The 14,343-nt window shown below is 50.1% G+C and carries 14 protein-coding genes and 3 pseudogenes; 14 read left to right on the plus strand and 3 right to left on the minus strand.

Annotation, left to right across the window (positions count from 1 at the left end; translation table 11 throughout):
- Positions 1 to 86: 86 nt before the first annotated feature.
- The 12 genes and pseudogenes from IDH44_RS27440 to IDH44_RS15990 form a co-directional block, all read left to right on the plus strand.
- A pseudogene (locus IDH44_RS27440) lies at positions 87 to 338 on the plus strand (UvrD-helicase domain-containing protein); the annotation flags it as partial.
- Positions 339 to 416: 78 nt separating this feature from the next.
- Entirely contained in the window at positions 417 to 1,382 is a 966-nt protein-coding gene (locus IDH44_RS15945) for an ATP-dependent helicase (RefSeq protein ID WP_190919319.1), read from the plus strand.
- A gap of 108 nt (positions 1,383 to 1,490) precedes the next feature.
- A complete protein-coding gene (locus tag IDH44_RS15950) occupies positions 1,491 to 1,688 on the plus strand; it encodes a hypothetical protein (RefSeq protein ID WP_190919321.1) in 198 nt (65 codons plus the stop codon).
- A gap of 657 nt (positions 1,689 to 2,345) precedes the next feature.
- Positions 2,346 to 2,480 (plus strand): annotated as a pseudogene (locus IDH44_RS15955) (ATP-binding protein); the annotation flags it as partial.
- A gap of 101 nt (positions 2,481 to 2,581) precedes the next feature.
- Positions 2,582 to 3,175: a DDE-type integrase/transposase/recombinase gene (locus tag IDH44_RS26635; RefSeq protein ID WP_223869738.1), complete on the plus strand. Its 594-nt coding sequence runs from the start codon at positions 2,582 to 2,584 to the stop codon at positions 3,173 to 3,175.
- A 27-nt stretch (positions 3,176 to 3,202) separates the two neighbouring features.
- On the plus strand, positions 3,203 to 3,739 hold the full coding sequence (locus IDH44_RS26640) for a Mu transposase C-terminal domain-containing protein (protein WP_317890196.1): 537 nt from the start codon (positions 3,203 to 3,205) through the stop codon (positions 3,737 to 3,739).
- The gene (locus IDH44_RS15965) at positions 3,736 to 4,344 is read left to right on the plus strand and encodes an ExeA family protein (protein WP_190919322.1); all 609 of its coding nucleotides are present in this window, start codon (positions 3,736 to 3,738) and stop codon (positions 4,342 to 4,344) included. Before IDH44_RS26640 ends, IDH44_RS15965 begins: the two co-directional genes overlap by 4 nt.
- 367 nt (positions 4,345 to 4,711) lie before the next feature.
- Positions 4,712 to 5,332: a GNAT family N-acetyltransferase gene (locus IDH44_RS15970; RefSeq protein WP_190919324.1), complete on the plus strand. Its 621-nt coding sequence runs from the start codon at positions 4,712 to 4,714 to the stop codon at positions 5,330 to 5,332.
- A gap of 164 nt (positions 5,333 to 5,496) precedes the next feature.
- Positions 5,497 to 6,315, plus strand: coding sequence for a hypothetical protein (locus IDH44_RS15975; RefSeq protein ID WP_190919326.1), 819 nt, complete (start codon positions 5,497 to 5,499; stop codon positions 6,313 to 6,315).
- 89 nt (positions 6,316 to 6,404) lie between these two features.
- Complete coding sequence (locus IDH44_RS15980) at positions 6,405 to 7,286, plus strand: hypothetical protein (RefSeq protein WP_190919328.1); 882 nt, start codon at positions 6,405 to 6,407, stop codon at positions 7,284 to 7,286.
- Positions 7,279 to 8,136 (plus strand): PIN domain-containing protein, encoded by an 858-nt coding sequence (locus tag IDH44_RS27215; protein ID WP_190919329.1) that lies wholly within the window; start codon positions 7,279 to 7,281, stop codon positions 8,134 to 8,136. The genes IDH44_RS15980 and IDH44_RS27215 overlap by 8 nt, the downstream gene beginning before the upstream one ends.
- A 38-nt stretch (positions 8,137 to 8,174) precedes the next feature.
- Positions 8,175 to 8,897, plus strand: a complete 723-nt coding sequence (locus IDH44_RS15990; RefSeq protein WP_190919331.1) for a restriction endonuclease PLD domain-containing protein — start codon at positions 8,175 to 8,177, stop codon at positions 8,895 to 8,897.
- Between the two features lie 574 nt (positions 8,898 to 9,471).
- Here IDH44_RS15990 and IDH44_RS15995 read toward each other — a convergent pair.
- From IDH44_RS15995 to IDH44_RS16000, 3 genes and pseudogenes are all read right to left on the minus strand, one after another.
- Positions 9,472 to 10,284 carry a PPK2 family polyphosphate kinase gene (locus IDH44_RS15995; RefSeq protein ID WP_190919332.1) on the minus strand — a complete coding sequence of 271 codons (813 nt, stop codon included), beginning with the start codon at positions 10,282 to 10,284 and terminating at the stop codon, positions 9,472 to 9,474.
- 69 nt (positions 10,285 to 10,353) lie between these two features.
- Positions 10,354 to 10,710, minus strand: a pseudogene (locus IDH44_RS26650) (rhamnogalacturonan lyase family protein); the annotation flags it as partial.
- A gap of 243 nt (positions 10,711 to 10,953) precedes the next feature.
- A complete protein-coding gene (locus IDH44_RS16000) occupies positions 10,954 to 11,379 on the minus strand; it encodes a DUF2203 domain-containing protein (RefSeq protein ID WP_190919334.1) in 426 nt (141 codons plus the stop codon).
- Positions 11,380 to 11,615: 236 nt separating this feature from the next.
- Here IDH44_RS16000 and IDH44_RS16005 point away from each other — a divergent pair, with 236 nt between their 5' ends.
- On the plus strand, positions 11,616 to 13,166 hold the full coding sequence (locus IDH44_RS16005; RefSeq protein WP_190919336.1) for an FAD-dependent oxidoreductase: 1,551 nt from the start codon (positions 11,616 to 11,618) through the stop codon (positions 13,164 to 13,166).
- A 151-nt stretch (positions 13,167 to 13,317) separates the two neighbouring features.
- The gene (gene namA / locus IDH44_RS16010) at positions 13,318 to 14,328 is read left to right on the plus strand and encodes an NADPH dehydrogenase NamA (RefSeq protein WP_190919338.1); all 1,011 of its coding nucleotides are present in this window, start codon (positions 13,318 to 13,320) and stop codon (positions 14,326 to 14,328) included.
- Positions 14,329 to 14,343 lie beyond the last annotated feature (15 nt).

Consider the following 14,343-nt stretch of genomic DNA (forward strand, 5'->3'; position numbering starts at 1 on the left):
GTGGTCGGGATACCTCCATTTTACCATTTAATGCTTCGGTGCATTTTTGTTTTTTTATCTGAATCTAAGGGCTTTTTGAACAGGCTCTAATAGAATATGATCGCACAATTAAGAATGATCACCTCGTAGACTTTGATTTAGTTCTTTATTATTCATATACAATATTAAGAGATAACCCTTCAATAGCAAGAAACTTATCGACAATTTTTAAATGGATACTTATTGATGAGTATCAAGATACTCAGGAATTACAATATTTAATCATAGGTGAAATAATAAAAGCAAGTGGGGATCAAACGAAATTACTAATAGTTGGAGATCCCAATCAAGGGATCTATCAAACACTTGGAGGGATCTCGAAAACTCGACAAGAAATACAAGAATGCATTGGTGGCTTTCCTGTTGAGGAGAAGAGTTTGAATGGTAACTATAGATCATCCCAACAAATCATTGATGTTTATAGAAATTTTCAAATTTATGGAGAACCAATTGAGGCTAAAGGACCTAATAAAGATACAGCTTCATTTATATCTTTTAATCGGGATGTCAGCCTTGACAACTTAGCTCAACATATAAAAGATTTGATATTAGATCTACACAATAATCATGGTATTCCATATAGAGAAATAGCTGTAATTGCACCTCAACGACAACCGTTAATAAGTTTGGCCAGATCTGTAAAACGAATAGCTCCAGAACTACCGTTGGATGCTGCAGGCTTATCACCACTCTGCAGGGATGACAATAATTTATTTTATCATCTTTCAAAACTAATTTTGTCAACCCCAGCACCTGATAAAGTTGTACAACGAATGAGGTGGGCTAATAATCTTCTTGAAATACTAATTGAAAAAATACCTCATATATCTAATTTGAATCTCAGCTTGCAAAGAATTTTGAAGATTACTAATTCCTTTACTTCTACTTCTGTGTTAGGAATTGAATATTTAAAAGAAGGATTCGGATACTTCTTTAACAAGTTGAACATTGATATTAGCGAATATCCAGAAATAATTGAAGAACACGCGGACTTTGAGAATAAGTGTCTGAGAAAGCAAAGTAAGAATGGATTAGGGGATTCCATCTCTGTATACAAAAATGGGTTTGCTAAGGCAGGAGGTGTAACTTTTATTACCGCACACAAATGTAAGGGGCTCGAATATGATACGGTAATAGGGATAAGCCTCTTATGGGGAGTTATACCTCATTGGAATAACATTTATTCTCGGGAAATAGATGAAAATGAAATTTCAAAAAAACTACTTTATGTGTTGTCATCAAGAGCTAAAAGCAATTTATTTTTTGTTGCTGAGACTGGGAGAAGGACACAAAAAGGAAGACCATATTCTGCGAACTATCATTTGGCTGAAATATTCCGTTAAGTGATGTACTAGTACTGAAAAGCTGAAAATATCCAACAGTTCCCAACTGATGAAAACAGGGTAAGGGGAAGTAAGAGCTTACTTCCGACCCATCAGGAGGGGTGTCAGATGAATACAGGACCTAAAAAACGACCGCTTGAGCTCACAGACAAACAGCGTGAAATTCTTCAACGCCTTGCAAGACGGAGGCTGACGCCGCAATACCTTGTAAAACGGGCCCGCGTCCTTTTGGAATCGGAACAAGGGATGAGCAACCTTCAGATTAGTCGCCTGATCCCGCTGGATGTCGCCGCTTACTTCCGTTGACGGAAGCAAAGCGGCGATTTTTCATATCCATTGACGGAACAGGTTAGGCCCGGCTTCGACAGTTGCATCCCAATTGTAGGCACCTGTGGATAAGTGAAATCCTTATATTTTAGCGGGTTTTTCGAGTTTTCCACAGGCAACATGAATAAGTTAACGCTAATTGAGCCACCAAGTTAATGAGTGAGAGCCACCTTGTTAATCGAATAGAGCCACGTTGTTAATGGGGAGAGCCACCTGCCGGAATATTCGGTAAAATGGAGGAATGTGCCGCTCGAAGCAGCGCACAAATCCATCAAGGGAGATTACCTCATTGACCAAGTATCGAGAGATCATTCGGCTTAGCGGCATGGGCTTAAGCCAGCGGAGCATTGCATCAAGCTGCCAATGCTCACGCAACACGGTATCCGACGTTCTCAGTCGGGCCGCAGAAAAGGAGGTGGCATGGCCGCTGCCGGAGGACATCGCAGATGCGGATCTGCAGCTCCTGCTGTTCCCGGAGAAGGCACAACGCGAGGCGCAGTCTCGGAAAGTACCAGATTGTGAGTACATTCACCGGGAGCTGGCCAAAAGCGGCGTCACGCTTAGCCTGCTCTGGAACGAGTACTGCGAGACGTGCCGGCGCAACCAGGAGATACCGCTTATGTACACGCAATTCCCCCTGCTGGCTGGCACGAGAAGATCCATGAAAACACCATCGCCGACGCCATCCTGGATCGGATCGTGCATAACTCCTACGAGATCATGATCGATGGCGAGGATTCCATGCGCAAGCGCAAAGGCCTTCACGCCTGACGGCCTCCCGCCCCACAGAGCCATCCCACATCGGGGTGGCTCTCTCCATTAACATGGTGGCTCTATCTCACTAACACAGTGGCTCTCGTTCATTAACACAAATGCTCTCCCGTACCGAAATATTCAGCAAGCTGGACGCCGCCGTGCTCCAGCAGGCGATTCGGCTCCGGTTGGAGCGCCCGGCGCGAAGCGTGGAGCAACTGATCTTTCTGCTTGTCGAAGGCGGCCTGGCTGCGCCCGGCCAAGTCGCCCCTAGCACCCTCGCCCGGCATTTACGCCGCGCCGGCGCCAGCCGAGGACAGGTCATGGACGCCTCGCCGTCCGGCACGTTCCGCCGGTTCGAAGCCCGCGACATTCTGGAGCTCTTGCAGGCCGACTTCAAGCATTTCGTCTACCTGCCCGATCCCAAGCAGCCAAAGAAGAAGCGCAAGACGATCCTGCTGGCGATCCTCGACGATTACAGCCGCTATGTGCTGCACGCGCAGATCTACTGGGATGAGCAGTTGCCGCGGCTGGAGGACAGCCTCAAGAAGGCCATTCTGAAGCATGGCATCCCCGAGACCTTTTACTGTGACAACGGCTCTGCCTTCTCCGCCCACCATCTGGCGCGCATCTGCGGGCGACTTGGCATCCGGCTTAGCCACAGTCGCCCGTACCGGCCCCAGGGACGCGGCAAGGTCGAACACCTGTTCTAATTCGTCGACTCGAGCTTCCGCCCGGAAGTGCAGGCGCTCATTGACCGAGGCGAAGTGACGACGCTTGAGGAGCTGAATGCCGCGCTGCGCATTTGGCTGGACGGCTATTACCATGCGCGCGAGCATAGCAGCACGAAGCAGTCGCCGAAAGCACGGTTTGAAGCCAGTGAACGGCCGCGCAAGCGCAAGCCGCTCGAGGAACTCAGCGAGCTATTCCTCTGGGAGGAGGCGCGCTCGGTGGACAAGACCGGCTGCATCCAGCTCAGTCGCAACATCTACGAAGTGGATTCGGCGCTTGCCGGCAAACGGATTTCCTTGCGCTACGACCCCTTTGATTTAACCAAGCTGCAGGTGTGGTACGAAGACAAGCGGTATGCCGATGCCGTGCCGCTCGAGATGACGCGGCGGCGAAGTCGGACGAAGCAGGAGCAGCTGCCGACGGAGATGGCCGAAGCGCCGGAAGAATCCCTGTCGTTTTTGGAACTGGCGGAGAAAAAGCGACAGGCCGCCTGGCAGGAAGACACCGTACAGTATGCGCGGCGCAAAGGGGGTGAGCGAGCATGACGATTCGCCCCTTCACCCGTGAGCTGGATGCCTGTTACGAATTCCAGGGACACCGCGAGGCGTATGCCCGAATGCTGCTGGCCGTGGAAAACCGACTGCTCGGCGTGCTGACCGGTGAGGTGGGCAGCGGCAAGTCTGCGCTGCTCAGGCGTTTGTTCCGTTCGCTGGATCCGATGCGCAATGAGATGAGCGAAGCGATGCTGCTAGAGCTGCGCTTTGTGATGAGTCACCAGATGGATGCTCGCTCGCTGTTTCCGGTGCTGCTCGCCGGACAGCCGGAGCTACGCAAGCGGCTGCGCCTCAAGAAATATGAGGCGATTAGCCAGCGCATTGGCATCCAGTACCACTTGGGCGGCATGAGCCGGGAGGAGACGGCTGCCTATATCCGGCACCATCTGGAAGTCGCCAAACTGCAGCGTCCGGTCTTCTCCGAAAGCGCCATCCAGATGCTCTATGCGGCGAGCCAGGGTCTGCCGCGTGTGGTGAACCAGATCTGCAGCCAGATTCTATTTGAGGCTGAAGGAAACGAGACGGAAGTGGTAGAAGAGATGCAGATTAGCCGCGTGCTCACCGATATGGAGCGGCAACGGGGGACGGCAGGGTAACCTGCCGTTTTCCGCCCCCACGTAGGATTGGCGTTAGGCTTCTCAGGCCGCTGTCGTGCCTGACGCACAAACGCTCACGTCATTGACGGTGATTCTTTCACCGACATAATGCGTGAGCGTTGACACTTATGCCGAATATTGAGTAGGATATAAAAATCAAATTCTATTTACAAAAGTTGCAACCCGCTTAGCTGCACCGAAGTCCGTTTTATAAAATCATGAAGGCAGTTTTATAATAAGCCGTAAGTCACTTGCCTTTTGTATTCTATGTAGAATTTGGTCGAAATGAGGGAGGTATTCAAACCGGAAGTGGAGAATATTTACTATTATAGATTCAACGAATAGCTATGCAGAAGAGAGTGATAATGTGGAGAAGAAATACAACCCTATTGATGATAAAACCTTTAAGATCTCCGAGGTACTGCAGGATTTGTTTGGAGGTAGCGAACCGTTGACTATGTTGAAGATGGAACACAAACCTATCCCATTGAAGAAAAAGGGCGATGTTGAGTATGAAGTCAGGTGGCACACGACCAATCTAGAAAGGGATGGACATAAAGTCGTTCATATTGATCAGAACCGATTTGGGGAGACCGTCATGATTTATCGTCTAATGTATGATGATGGTCAGGATGATGAGATCATTACTTTAAGGGTGAAGGTCATCTCTAAGGATGGGGTAAGAGTGCCGGACTCGAACGTCCATATCCATGTAGACAACAAACATATGGAAATCGCAGATATCAAAATTGAAGGAGATCGGGTTAACAGGGGTTATGGCTCGATCATGATGGCAGGTTTAATGAAACTTGTCCAACAGATGCAGATCAGGGGCATCACCGGATGGATTTCATCAGTAGACTGGGATCACATCGACAGATCAGAGCATTTCTACAGAAAACATGGTTTTGACTGCCAACTCGATCACGAAAACAAGCGAGGTGCGATTGTTTGGGTTAACCGAGAACTTGAATCTACTCAAGATTAACAATAGTGATCTATCAAAGTAATGGCACGTTCTACGAATAAGGGAGTTGAGAAGATCTGACTTTAATACTGAATGTAATACGGACTGTCATTGATATTTTACTCTATAATTTAGCGTTGCTAGTTCTCTTAATAGTAGTCATACTAGCGTTGATTATATTCTTCATGATTAAGCATAGAAGGAACATCGAAGAGACACTTAATTTTATCAAAGAGTTGTATGATCGAATACTGACATGGAATGAACGTTGGATTCCAGAGGGACTAGAAAAATGGGAGGAAGAAATCAGCCGAGACGAAGGATGCCAAAAGGTATCGTTCAGAGATTTTTTAAAGAGTTGCGGCTTTAGCTTTATTTTATCTGATAAATATTCTTCTTATTGGGGAGACCTGCAGAGTGTTGAACTTGAAGGTGTTAAGGTAGAAACGGAAAACTATTCGTTTAGTGTAAAAAAGTTAATTCACAAAGATCGGCAGCTAACTCTGATGTGTAAAATAGAGGGAAGTCATGACCAAAAGCCGCCAAGAATTAATAAAACAGGCGCATCAATTAAAATTTATGGTCGCAAACTAAATGCTGAAATACTCCCTTTAGAAGATGAGGATATCACGCACATTATATCTGTAAAGCAACCACTAGGAAATAACGAAATCTCCTATGGAACTGAGATATCAATAGTATGCATGCTGAATAAAAAGGAATCAAAAGATAATGTAATTGAGGTACCGCCCTTTGAGATTCCAGAAGCAACTGTTCCGACCCAGGTGAGTGATGTTTTCTCCAAAAGTAACTATTTGTTTTTCTGTGCCTTAGGAGGATTTAATTTTCTTGCATTTATAGCTATCTTTTTGGTATCCCTACTGCTAATTATATCTTGGAAGGTATTGCCCTTCGTTATAGTAACAAGCATAATATTTATATTCCTTTCGGTAAAGTTGAACATGAAGTTATTTGGAATCATATACAATTCACTGAGATCATAGTGGAAATAGATTTTATCTTTATTGAGTTGATAACGCGGAAGGAGCGAGTGTGTTAGCCTATGTATACAATAAATTTGGTCGAGTCATCGATGCACAGTAATCATCTGAACAACAACAACTCTCGGATTAAGCTTGGATTTGACTTGCGTATATATGAAGATACTATCCAGTTTGTTAATATTTCGTTGACTGACCAATTTAGTCGCCTTCAGGATGTATTTGATATTCAGGTAAGTGCAAAGTCGAGTTATAGTGCTATCAAAAAGACTGTCGGACAAATACTAACATCACTTTGGGTATTTAATCAGAACCCTAGTCACTACAGTTGGGATTGGGTATTTGACTCCAACGATATATCCACCCTAGAGAGGGTAAGGAATGGTGATCTTGAATTTGACATCGAAGTGAAAGCCATTGTTGAGATATCGGAAAATGGTAACAAGATGGTCCCGATCATAGGAAGAGAACGTGTTCGCTTCTCTGGAACGGATTGGATCTCTTTCATCAAGCATTTTGGGTATTCGACTAAATATGGCTTGTCGTTACCGCCATCGTTATTGGACGACAAGAGTTGGCTCCAAGCTTTTGAATTTCTTAACGATGCTAGGAAACATATGCAAAGAGGTAAGACTTACGATGCTTTACGTCAATGTCTTTCGACCATTGAATCATATATGGATTTCGGTAAAGAGCGTGGTGGACCATACAGCGATAAAGTATGGGAAGAACTACTCCTAGATATCACACCTCAGAAAAAAGCTGGTATTGCAGGGTTATTGGCAGGTGTATCGACATACCTCAATAAGGTCGGGCATCACAGAAATTCAAAACTGAAAGAAAACGGTAATCTCGCAACTGTGCCACTTGATCAATACGAAGCAGAATTAATGCTAGGAATATCACAGCTTGTTGTGACGTATTTGGAGAGACTAAAAGCAGATAGGGGGACTCTTTCTGAAAACAGTGATTGAAAGTATAAATGTTGAGATTGAAGACTTACTGAGCTTATTTCGGGTCTTCTTAATTGAACATTGCGGTTTAATTGATACGAGATACCGAAATAGTTATATAGCAGTAGTTGGACCGAGCCATGTCTGGAGTGAGTTAAGTGATGATGGTAAGGAGTTACAGTCCAAAATAAATTCTAAATATAATACCTTAATAGAAAAGGTTGAGATTATTCTGATTAATCAACCTTCAAAAACCCTGAAAGAATTATCGAACTACACAAAATCACTGCTTGAGGTAATTAATCAGAAGAGGACATATCTAAGCCAGACGAGTAAAGCGTATTTTGAAGTTCAAAAAAACTTTAAAGAAATCTCAAGACTGCTAACTGAAACATATGATGCAAAATCAGGCTCTTCGATTTTAGTAGTCGATACTAATGGACTCTTAACCAACCCTGAACTTGATTCATGGAGAATAGATGGGCTTGAACAATTTGAAATCTTACTTTTACCAACAGTATTAGCAGAGCTTGAAGATCTAAAGGTAACTCACAGGAATCAGGATGTTAGAGAGAAAGCTCTAGGTATTCTCCGCAGAATAAAAGGTTATAGAAACAGAGGTAGCTTAATTGAAGGGGTGACCTTATCTAGAGGTATCAGTACGTTAAGAACTATGGCAATGGAACCGAACTTTGATAAGAATTTAAGTTGGCTCGATAGAGAAGTAAAAGATGACAGGATATTAGCTTCATTTGTTGAAGTTGTAAGAATACATCCAAAGTCAAATGTTCTGTTAGTAACAAGTGATATGAATATGCAGAATAAATGTGAGTTTGCAGGGTTTCCATTTATCGAACCACCAAGTACTTAATATAGGTTAGAACATTAGTGCAGATAGGGAGAGGGTAAATGAGGATACTGAATAACATTGATTCCAGACACTTTAATGAGTTAAAGGGACTTGTTGCTGGAGCAGATGAGTTGCATATTGTCAGTCCTTTTCTAATGGAATCTTTTGATGTTTTCTTTGACGAAATTATTGCTAACTCAGAAGTTAAACGGGTTGTTCTGGTAACAAAATTAAAGGATAATGACCCTGACTTACTGAAAAAGGAAAATTCTCTGCACTCGTTCCTTATCAATTGTGTTACAAACTCTGTTGCTTTTCGTGTTCATGTAGATGACCAGTTGCATGGAAAGATTTATATCGCACATATGAATGGAGTCCCGATCAGGGGCATAATCACTTCAGCGAACTTCACAGACAGCGGGCTAAACCAGAATCATGAGTGGGGCGTGTTAGTTGAAGATCAAGAAGCTTTGAAGAAGGTTATTGCCGATATCGGAAAAGTAAGTAGTCATGCACTAACGCGTAAAGAGCTTCAGGGAGTCATTGAAAATATTGACAGTTATGCTAAAAATGCCGAAGTACATAAAGTACCAAAGTTTGAACTTGAGGTAGGTCATCTATTTAAGAAGAAAACAGTTGAGCCTAAATCAGATGTTCGCTATTTCATAAAGCCTGTTGGTTCTTCTGAGCGTCCGTTCGCAACTACAAGAAAACTGAACAGTGACTTTGAAAAGATGCACTTCTCTCGGAGACCTACAGTTATTGCAGCATCAACTCCATAGACAGGTCTACTACAACAGACAGCGGATCTACACCTCTAATCCAGAGGGGGATGGCCCCAGATATTTATCACAAAAGAATGCTGTCAAGCAGCTTAGTATCGGGATTTCTGTATGGGGTGTTTTCAAACTGCACTTTTTTTGACAACTCCATTTTTTCTGTAACAATCAGGTCATCAAATCCTTTAGAATCAACGTAACATTATCTGTAACAAGGTTAAAGCAATAATTTTTTTAGGTGAAGACATGGGCAGTGACAAAATAGTCGACAAAAATGAATCTTATGATTGTGACACAATCCATATGAACATATATATATATAAAGGCTTTAATCAGTTTTAGCGACATATGTACAAAATACGGGTTTTGTGAAGAAGTACTAGGATTTCAGCAGAACACAATTTTTGGGATCGCATCCGTTCAGCAAATTTTACCTCGCAAATGCAAGCCGGCTACAATCCGGCTACTTGTCCGCCCACCGCGATCGCTCCAGTTCATAAAAGCGAGTCGGCAAGGCGCGTGCAGTCCTTAGAGTGCAGTTGAAGCGTGCATTCGAAGCGATTGCCGCTCGGATCGATCAAATGAGCGGCTTGAGCTGCTCCAAGTATTTCTCCATTCCCGGTATCGGATCGGGCGCCTTGAGCTCCATGCGCCGCATCGTCTCAACAGTAATGCTGAGCGCGGCATAGTCCCGATACCACCGGTGATCTGCGGGCACGACATGCCAGGGCTTGGCGGTGCTGCATGCGGCCATCGCCTCTTCATAGTAGGCCTGGTACCGGCCCCAATGCTGCCTTTCCTCAATGTCGCTCGGGTCGAACTTCCAGTGCTTGTGCGGGTTTTCGATTCGCTTGCGCAGCTTCTTGAGCTGGAACTCCGGCGAAATGTGCAAAAAGATTTTGACGAGCTCTACCCCGTTATCGACGAGCAGCGATTCAAATTGATTGATTTGCTCGAACTTGCGGCAGGCTTCCTCGTCCGACACCCGTCCGTGCACCCGGTTGATCAGCACCTCCTCATAATGCGAGCGATTAAAGGTCGCGATCTGGCCGAGCTCCGGCACATGACGATGCACCCGCCACAAAAAATCATGGCTGTTTTCAAGCGCGGTCGGTTTTTTGAAGCTGTACGACGAGATGCCCTGCGGGTTGACGCCCGAAAAAACCTCTCGAATGACGCCGTCCTTGCCGCTGCAATCCATCCCTTGCACCACGATGAGCAGAGCCCGTTCCCGCCGAGCCGCCAGCTTTTCTTGCAGGTCTTGCAACTCGGCCCGCATGCGATTCATTTCCTTGCCGGTGTCGCGTTTGGTTTTGAATTTCCCCTTGTCCTGCGGATCAATCGAGGCGAGATTTACTTTTCCCAGGCTGGGCAGCTGCCAATTCCCCATCGTACATCGCTCCTTTGGAGAGAAAATAAAATTCGATTTCGATTATGGTTGAAGTGGATTGCTTCTATTTTACCTCTGGCAGCAGCGGTTAAGCCTGCGCCAGGGTCCTCGATCAACGCTTGTCGATCGGTTTATCCGGCTTGTCGGGGCGCCCATGCGAATGTGGCGGCCCACGGATATCCTCGCCCAAGTAATAACCAAGAAACCAAGATGCGGCGGCTGGTTGTAGGCCGTATTCTGCCAAGCGATGCCCATCCGATAGACCGGATCGTGCATCAGCGTATAGATCCGGTACTCGGTCGAAATCGTGGTGCTGTAGATGCGCAGCTCGTTGCTGTCCGTCGTCGGTAGGAGCACCTCCTCCCGCCAGTCGCCCAGAATGTCCGCTTGCAGCGAAGGCGTCGCCTTGGTCCCGTTGTTGCTGACGACGCCGGCGAAAGTAACTGAGGCGCCGCTTCCGATGCTGTTCCATCCTCCGACGCCTCCGCTGCTGTCGCCCAGCCAGCTTGCGGGACGAGCAGCAACAGCGCCAATCCAGCGCAGAGCAGATAGGGAAATTTACGTCTTTGCAATTCCGGGCCACGCCACTCCGCTTCATACCAGCTGCCGGGAAATTGGACATTTTTTCCGGACTGGTCCGATCTTGCAGCCGGCGCACGGCAGCCCGCTTCAGTCCTCGCCCGCCTCGGGATGGCGCTGACGCCCCGCATACCCGTCACGCCAGCTATGATAATGCGTCGCCGCTTCCTCGCCTTCCTTCCAGCAGATGAGCACCTCCTGACCATTCAGCTCCGATGGGAAGTCGATCAAGCCCGGGTCGAGCATTTTCAGCATGACCCCCTTGCGCGCAAAATTGGCAACCTTCATCTCCGCTTCCAACTGCATGAATTCAATGCGACCCTCCTGTTCAAAAAAGGAGTCCGGCTCCAGGTCTGCGCTCTGGCCGCTGACAGAGGGCTGCTGCTTGGCTTTGCGCAGCTTCAACTCTCTCATCTGCCGCTCCATCTCCCGCGCCAGCTCCTGCAGCTCCTTCAGGTCGCGCTGCAGCTCAGGCAGCAGCCGATTGGCTTCCGTCAATGTAAAATGCTTCGTCATGTACGCGTCCCCTCTCGTTGGCTTCCTTTTTCAGCGACTCGATTGATGCGAATTGATATCGTCTTGTCCAATACGATTTACCCGTTATTTCGGTTCATTAAAATAGGAACACAAAAAATAGGGACGCACAAATAGGCCGGCCTGAAAGGAGGACGCGACAAAGTTCGTTCATTCGGTAAATGGATGACTAAAAAAGGGCAATTTTACTCATATTAGGCCAAAAGGAGGGATGCATCATGTCTGATCAAATGACGTATTGGACGGCATCTGCGCCGCCGCCGGAATTCCCGCAGTTGCGCCAACACGAGGATGCCGATTATGCGATCGTCGGGGGAGGTATTGTCGGCTTGACGCTGGCTTGCCTGCTGGCCGAGCAGGGGCAGCAGGTCGTCGTACTCGAAGGCAATCGGGTGCTGCATGGCACGACCGGTCATTCCACCGCCAAGGTCACGGTGCAGCATGATCTGATCTACAGCGAGCTCGCGGCCCACTTCAACATCGAGAACGCCCGCCTGTATTATGAGACGCAGGACGCAGCGCTGCAATTCATGCGCCGCACCGCAGCCGCGATGCCTGGCGGCTGCGAATGGTCCGACGAGGATGCGTATCTGTATGCCTCCTCCGCCTCCGCGACGACCAAGCTGATGAAGGAGTTCGAGACGTACCAGCAGCTTGGCATGCCAGGCCAGTGGCTGGAGGAGGTCCCCCTCCCCGGCCTGGCGGCCAGCGCGCTCAAGCTGCCCGGACAGGCGCAATTTCACCCGGTACGCTACCTCAACGGGCTGATTGCGCGCATCGTGCAGGCCGGCGGGCGCATCTATGAGCAGACGCGCATTGACGCCAAGCTCGAGCATCGCGGCGGGCGGCCGCTGATTCGCGCGCTGCACGGACCCGAGATCACCGCCCGCCAGGTCATCGCCTGCTCGCAGTATCCGTTTTATGACGGCGGCGGCTTTTATTTTGCGCGGATGCATCCGGCGCATTCGTACATCATGGCCGTGCAGCCCGAGCAGCCGTTCCCGGGCGGCATGTACCTCAGCGTAGACGAGCCCAAGCGCTCGCTGCGCGCCGTCACGATCGACGGCCAGCCGATGGTGCTCGTCGCCGGCGAAAGCCACCAGACCGGTCAGGGCGATCCCGCCAGCGTTCATTTCGCCAATCTCGAGCGCTTTGCGACGCAGACGCTGGGCGTGCGGCAGATTCCGTATCGCTGGTCGGCTCAGGATTGGCAGACGCTCGACAAGCTGCCGTACATCGGGCCGCTCTCGCCCGGCCACCCTGACGTATGGGTCGCCACCGGCCTGCGCAAATGGGGCATGACCGGCGGCACGGCGGCCGCGCTGCTACTGCGGGATCTGCTGCTCGGCGTCGAGAATCGGTATGCGACGCTCGTCACCCCGGCCCGCTTCGGCATCGATCCCGATCTAAAAGCGCTCGTCAAGGAAAACGCCGATGTCGCCAAGCATCTGCTCGCCGGCAAGCTCACCTTTCCCGACCGCGATCCTGGGCATCTGCGCCGCCAGGAAGGCGCAGCCGTCGTGCTGGCTGGCAAGCGAGCCGGAGCCTACCGCGATGCGGGCGGCCAGCTCCACCTCGTCGATACGACCTGCACGCATATGGGCTGCGAATGCGCGTGGAACGACGGCGCGCGCACATGGGACTGTCCGTGCCACGGCTCGCGCTTCGATGCGGACGGGCAGGTATTGTCCGGACCGGCCGTCAAGCCGCTGCGCCGCCTGCTGCCCGGCGGCGAGCCGGCCGACGCGACGCCCGTCACATTCACTTGACCTTATGGTTGGTTGACACGGGCATGGCATTACGTTTTGATACCGCATTCGACTGCAGCCGTCTGAGCAGCGTGGCTTTTGTCGGCGCCGGCTACCTGGGGTATAATGGAGGACAAGCTCGATTATCAATGCAGATAAAGGATGTGGAGCCATGCTGTTGTTCTCCCCGTATACCCTGCGCGACACGACGCTGAAGAATCGGATCGTGATGTCGCCGATGTGCATGTACTCCTGTGCCGCCAAGGACGGTCAGGCTACCGACTGGCATCGGGTGCACTACCCCTCCCGAGCTGTCGGCGGCGTCGGGCTCGTCATGCTCGAGGCGAGCGCCGTCACGCCGCAAGGCCGGATCTCCGACCAGGATCTCGGCATATGGACGGACGATCAGCTGCCCGGACTGTCCGAGCTGGTGCGGCTCATCCACGGCTCCGGCGCCAAGGCGGCCATCCAGCTCGCCCATGCCGGGCGCAAGGCCAAGGTCGAGGGACCGATCCTGGGCCCCTCGACTGTAGCTTTTGACGAACAGTCGCAGACGCCCGAAGCGATGACGGTGGCGCAGATCGCAGAGACGGTGGCGGCGTTCGTCGCGGCCGCCAAGCGGGCGATCCGGGCGGGCTTCGACGTGCTGGAGATTCATGCCGCGCACGGCTATCTGCTTAATGCCTTCCTCTCTCCCCTCGCCAACCGGCGCGAGGACGCATACGGCGGCGACGCGGCCGGGCGCTACCGGATGCTGCGCGAGACAGTGGACGGCATTCGGCGCGTCTGGAACGGCCCGCTGCTCGTGCGGATCTCCGCCAACGATTACCATCCGGACGGGATGCAGCCGCAGGACTATGTCCGGATTGCACGCTGGCTCAAGGAGCAGGACGTCGATCTGATCGACGTCAGCTCGGGGGGCGTCGTGCCGGCTCCGCCCGACGTGTATCCGGGCTACCAGGTGCCTTATGCCGAGCGCATCCGGGCCGAGGCGGGCATTGCGACCGGCGCGGTCGGCCTGATCACCAGCGGTCTTCAGGCCGAAGAAATTCTGCGCAATGGGCGCGCCGACCTGATCTTCCTTGCCCGCGCGCTGCTGCGCGATCCGTACTGGCCGCGCAGCGCGGCGCGCGAGCTGGGTGTCGAGCCCGAGCCGCCGCGCCAATACGGCCGGGCCTGGTAGCACGCAGACCAGCCC

Origin of the sequence: Paenibacillus sabuli, from assembly GCF_014705605.1 — a bacterium.
GTDB lineage: Bacteria > Bacillota > Bacilli > Paenibacillales > Paenibacillaceae > Paenibacillus_D > Paenibacillus_D sabuli.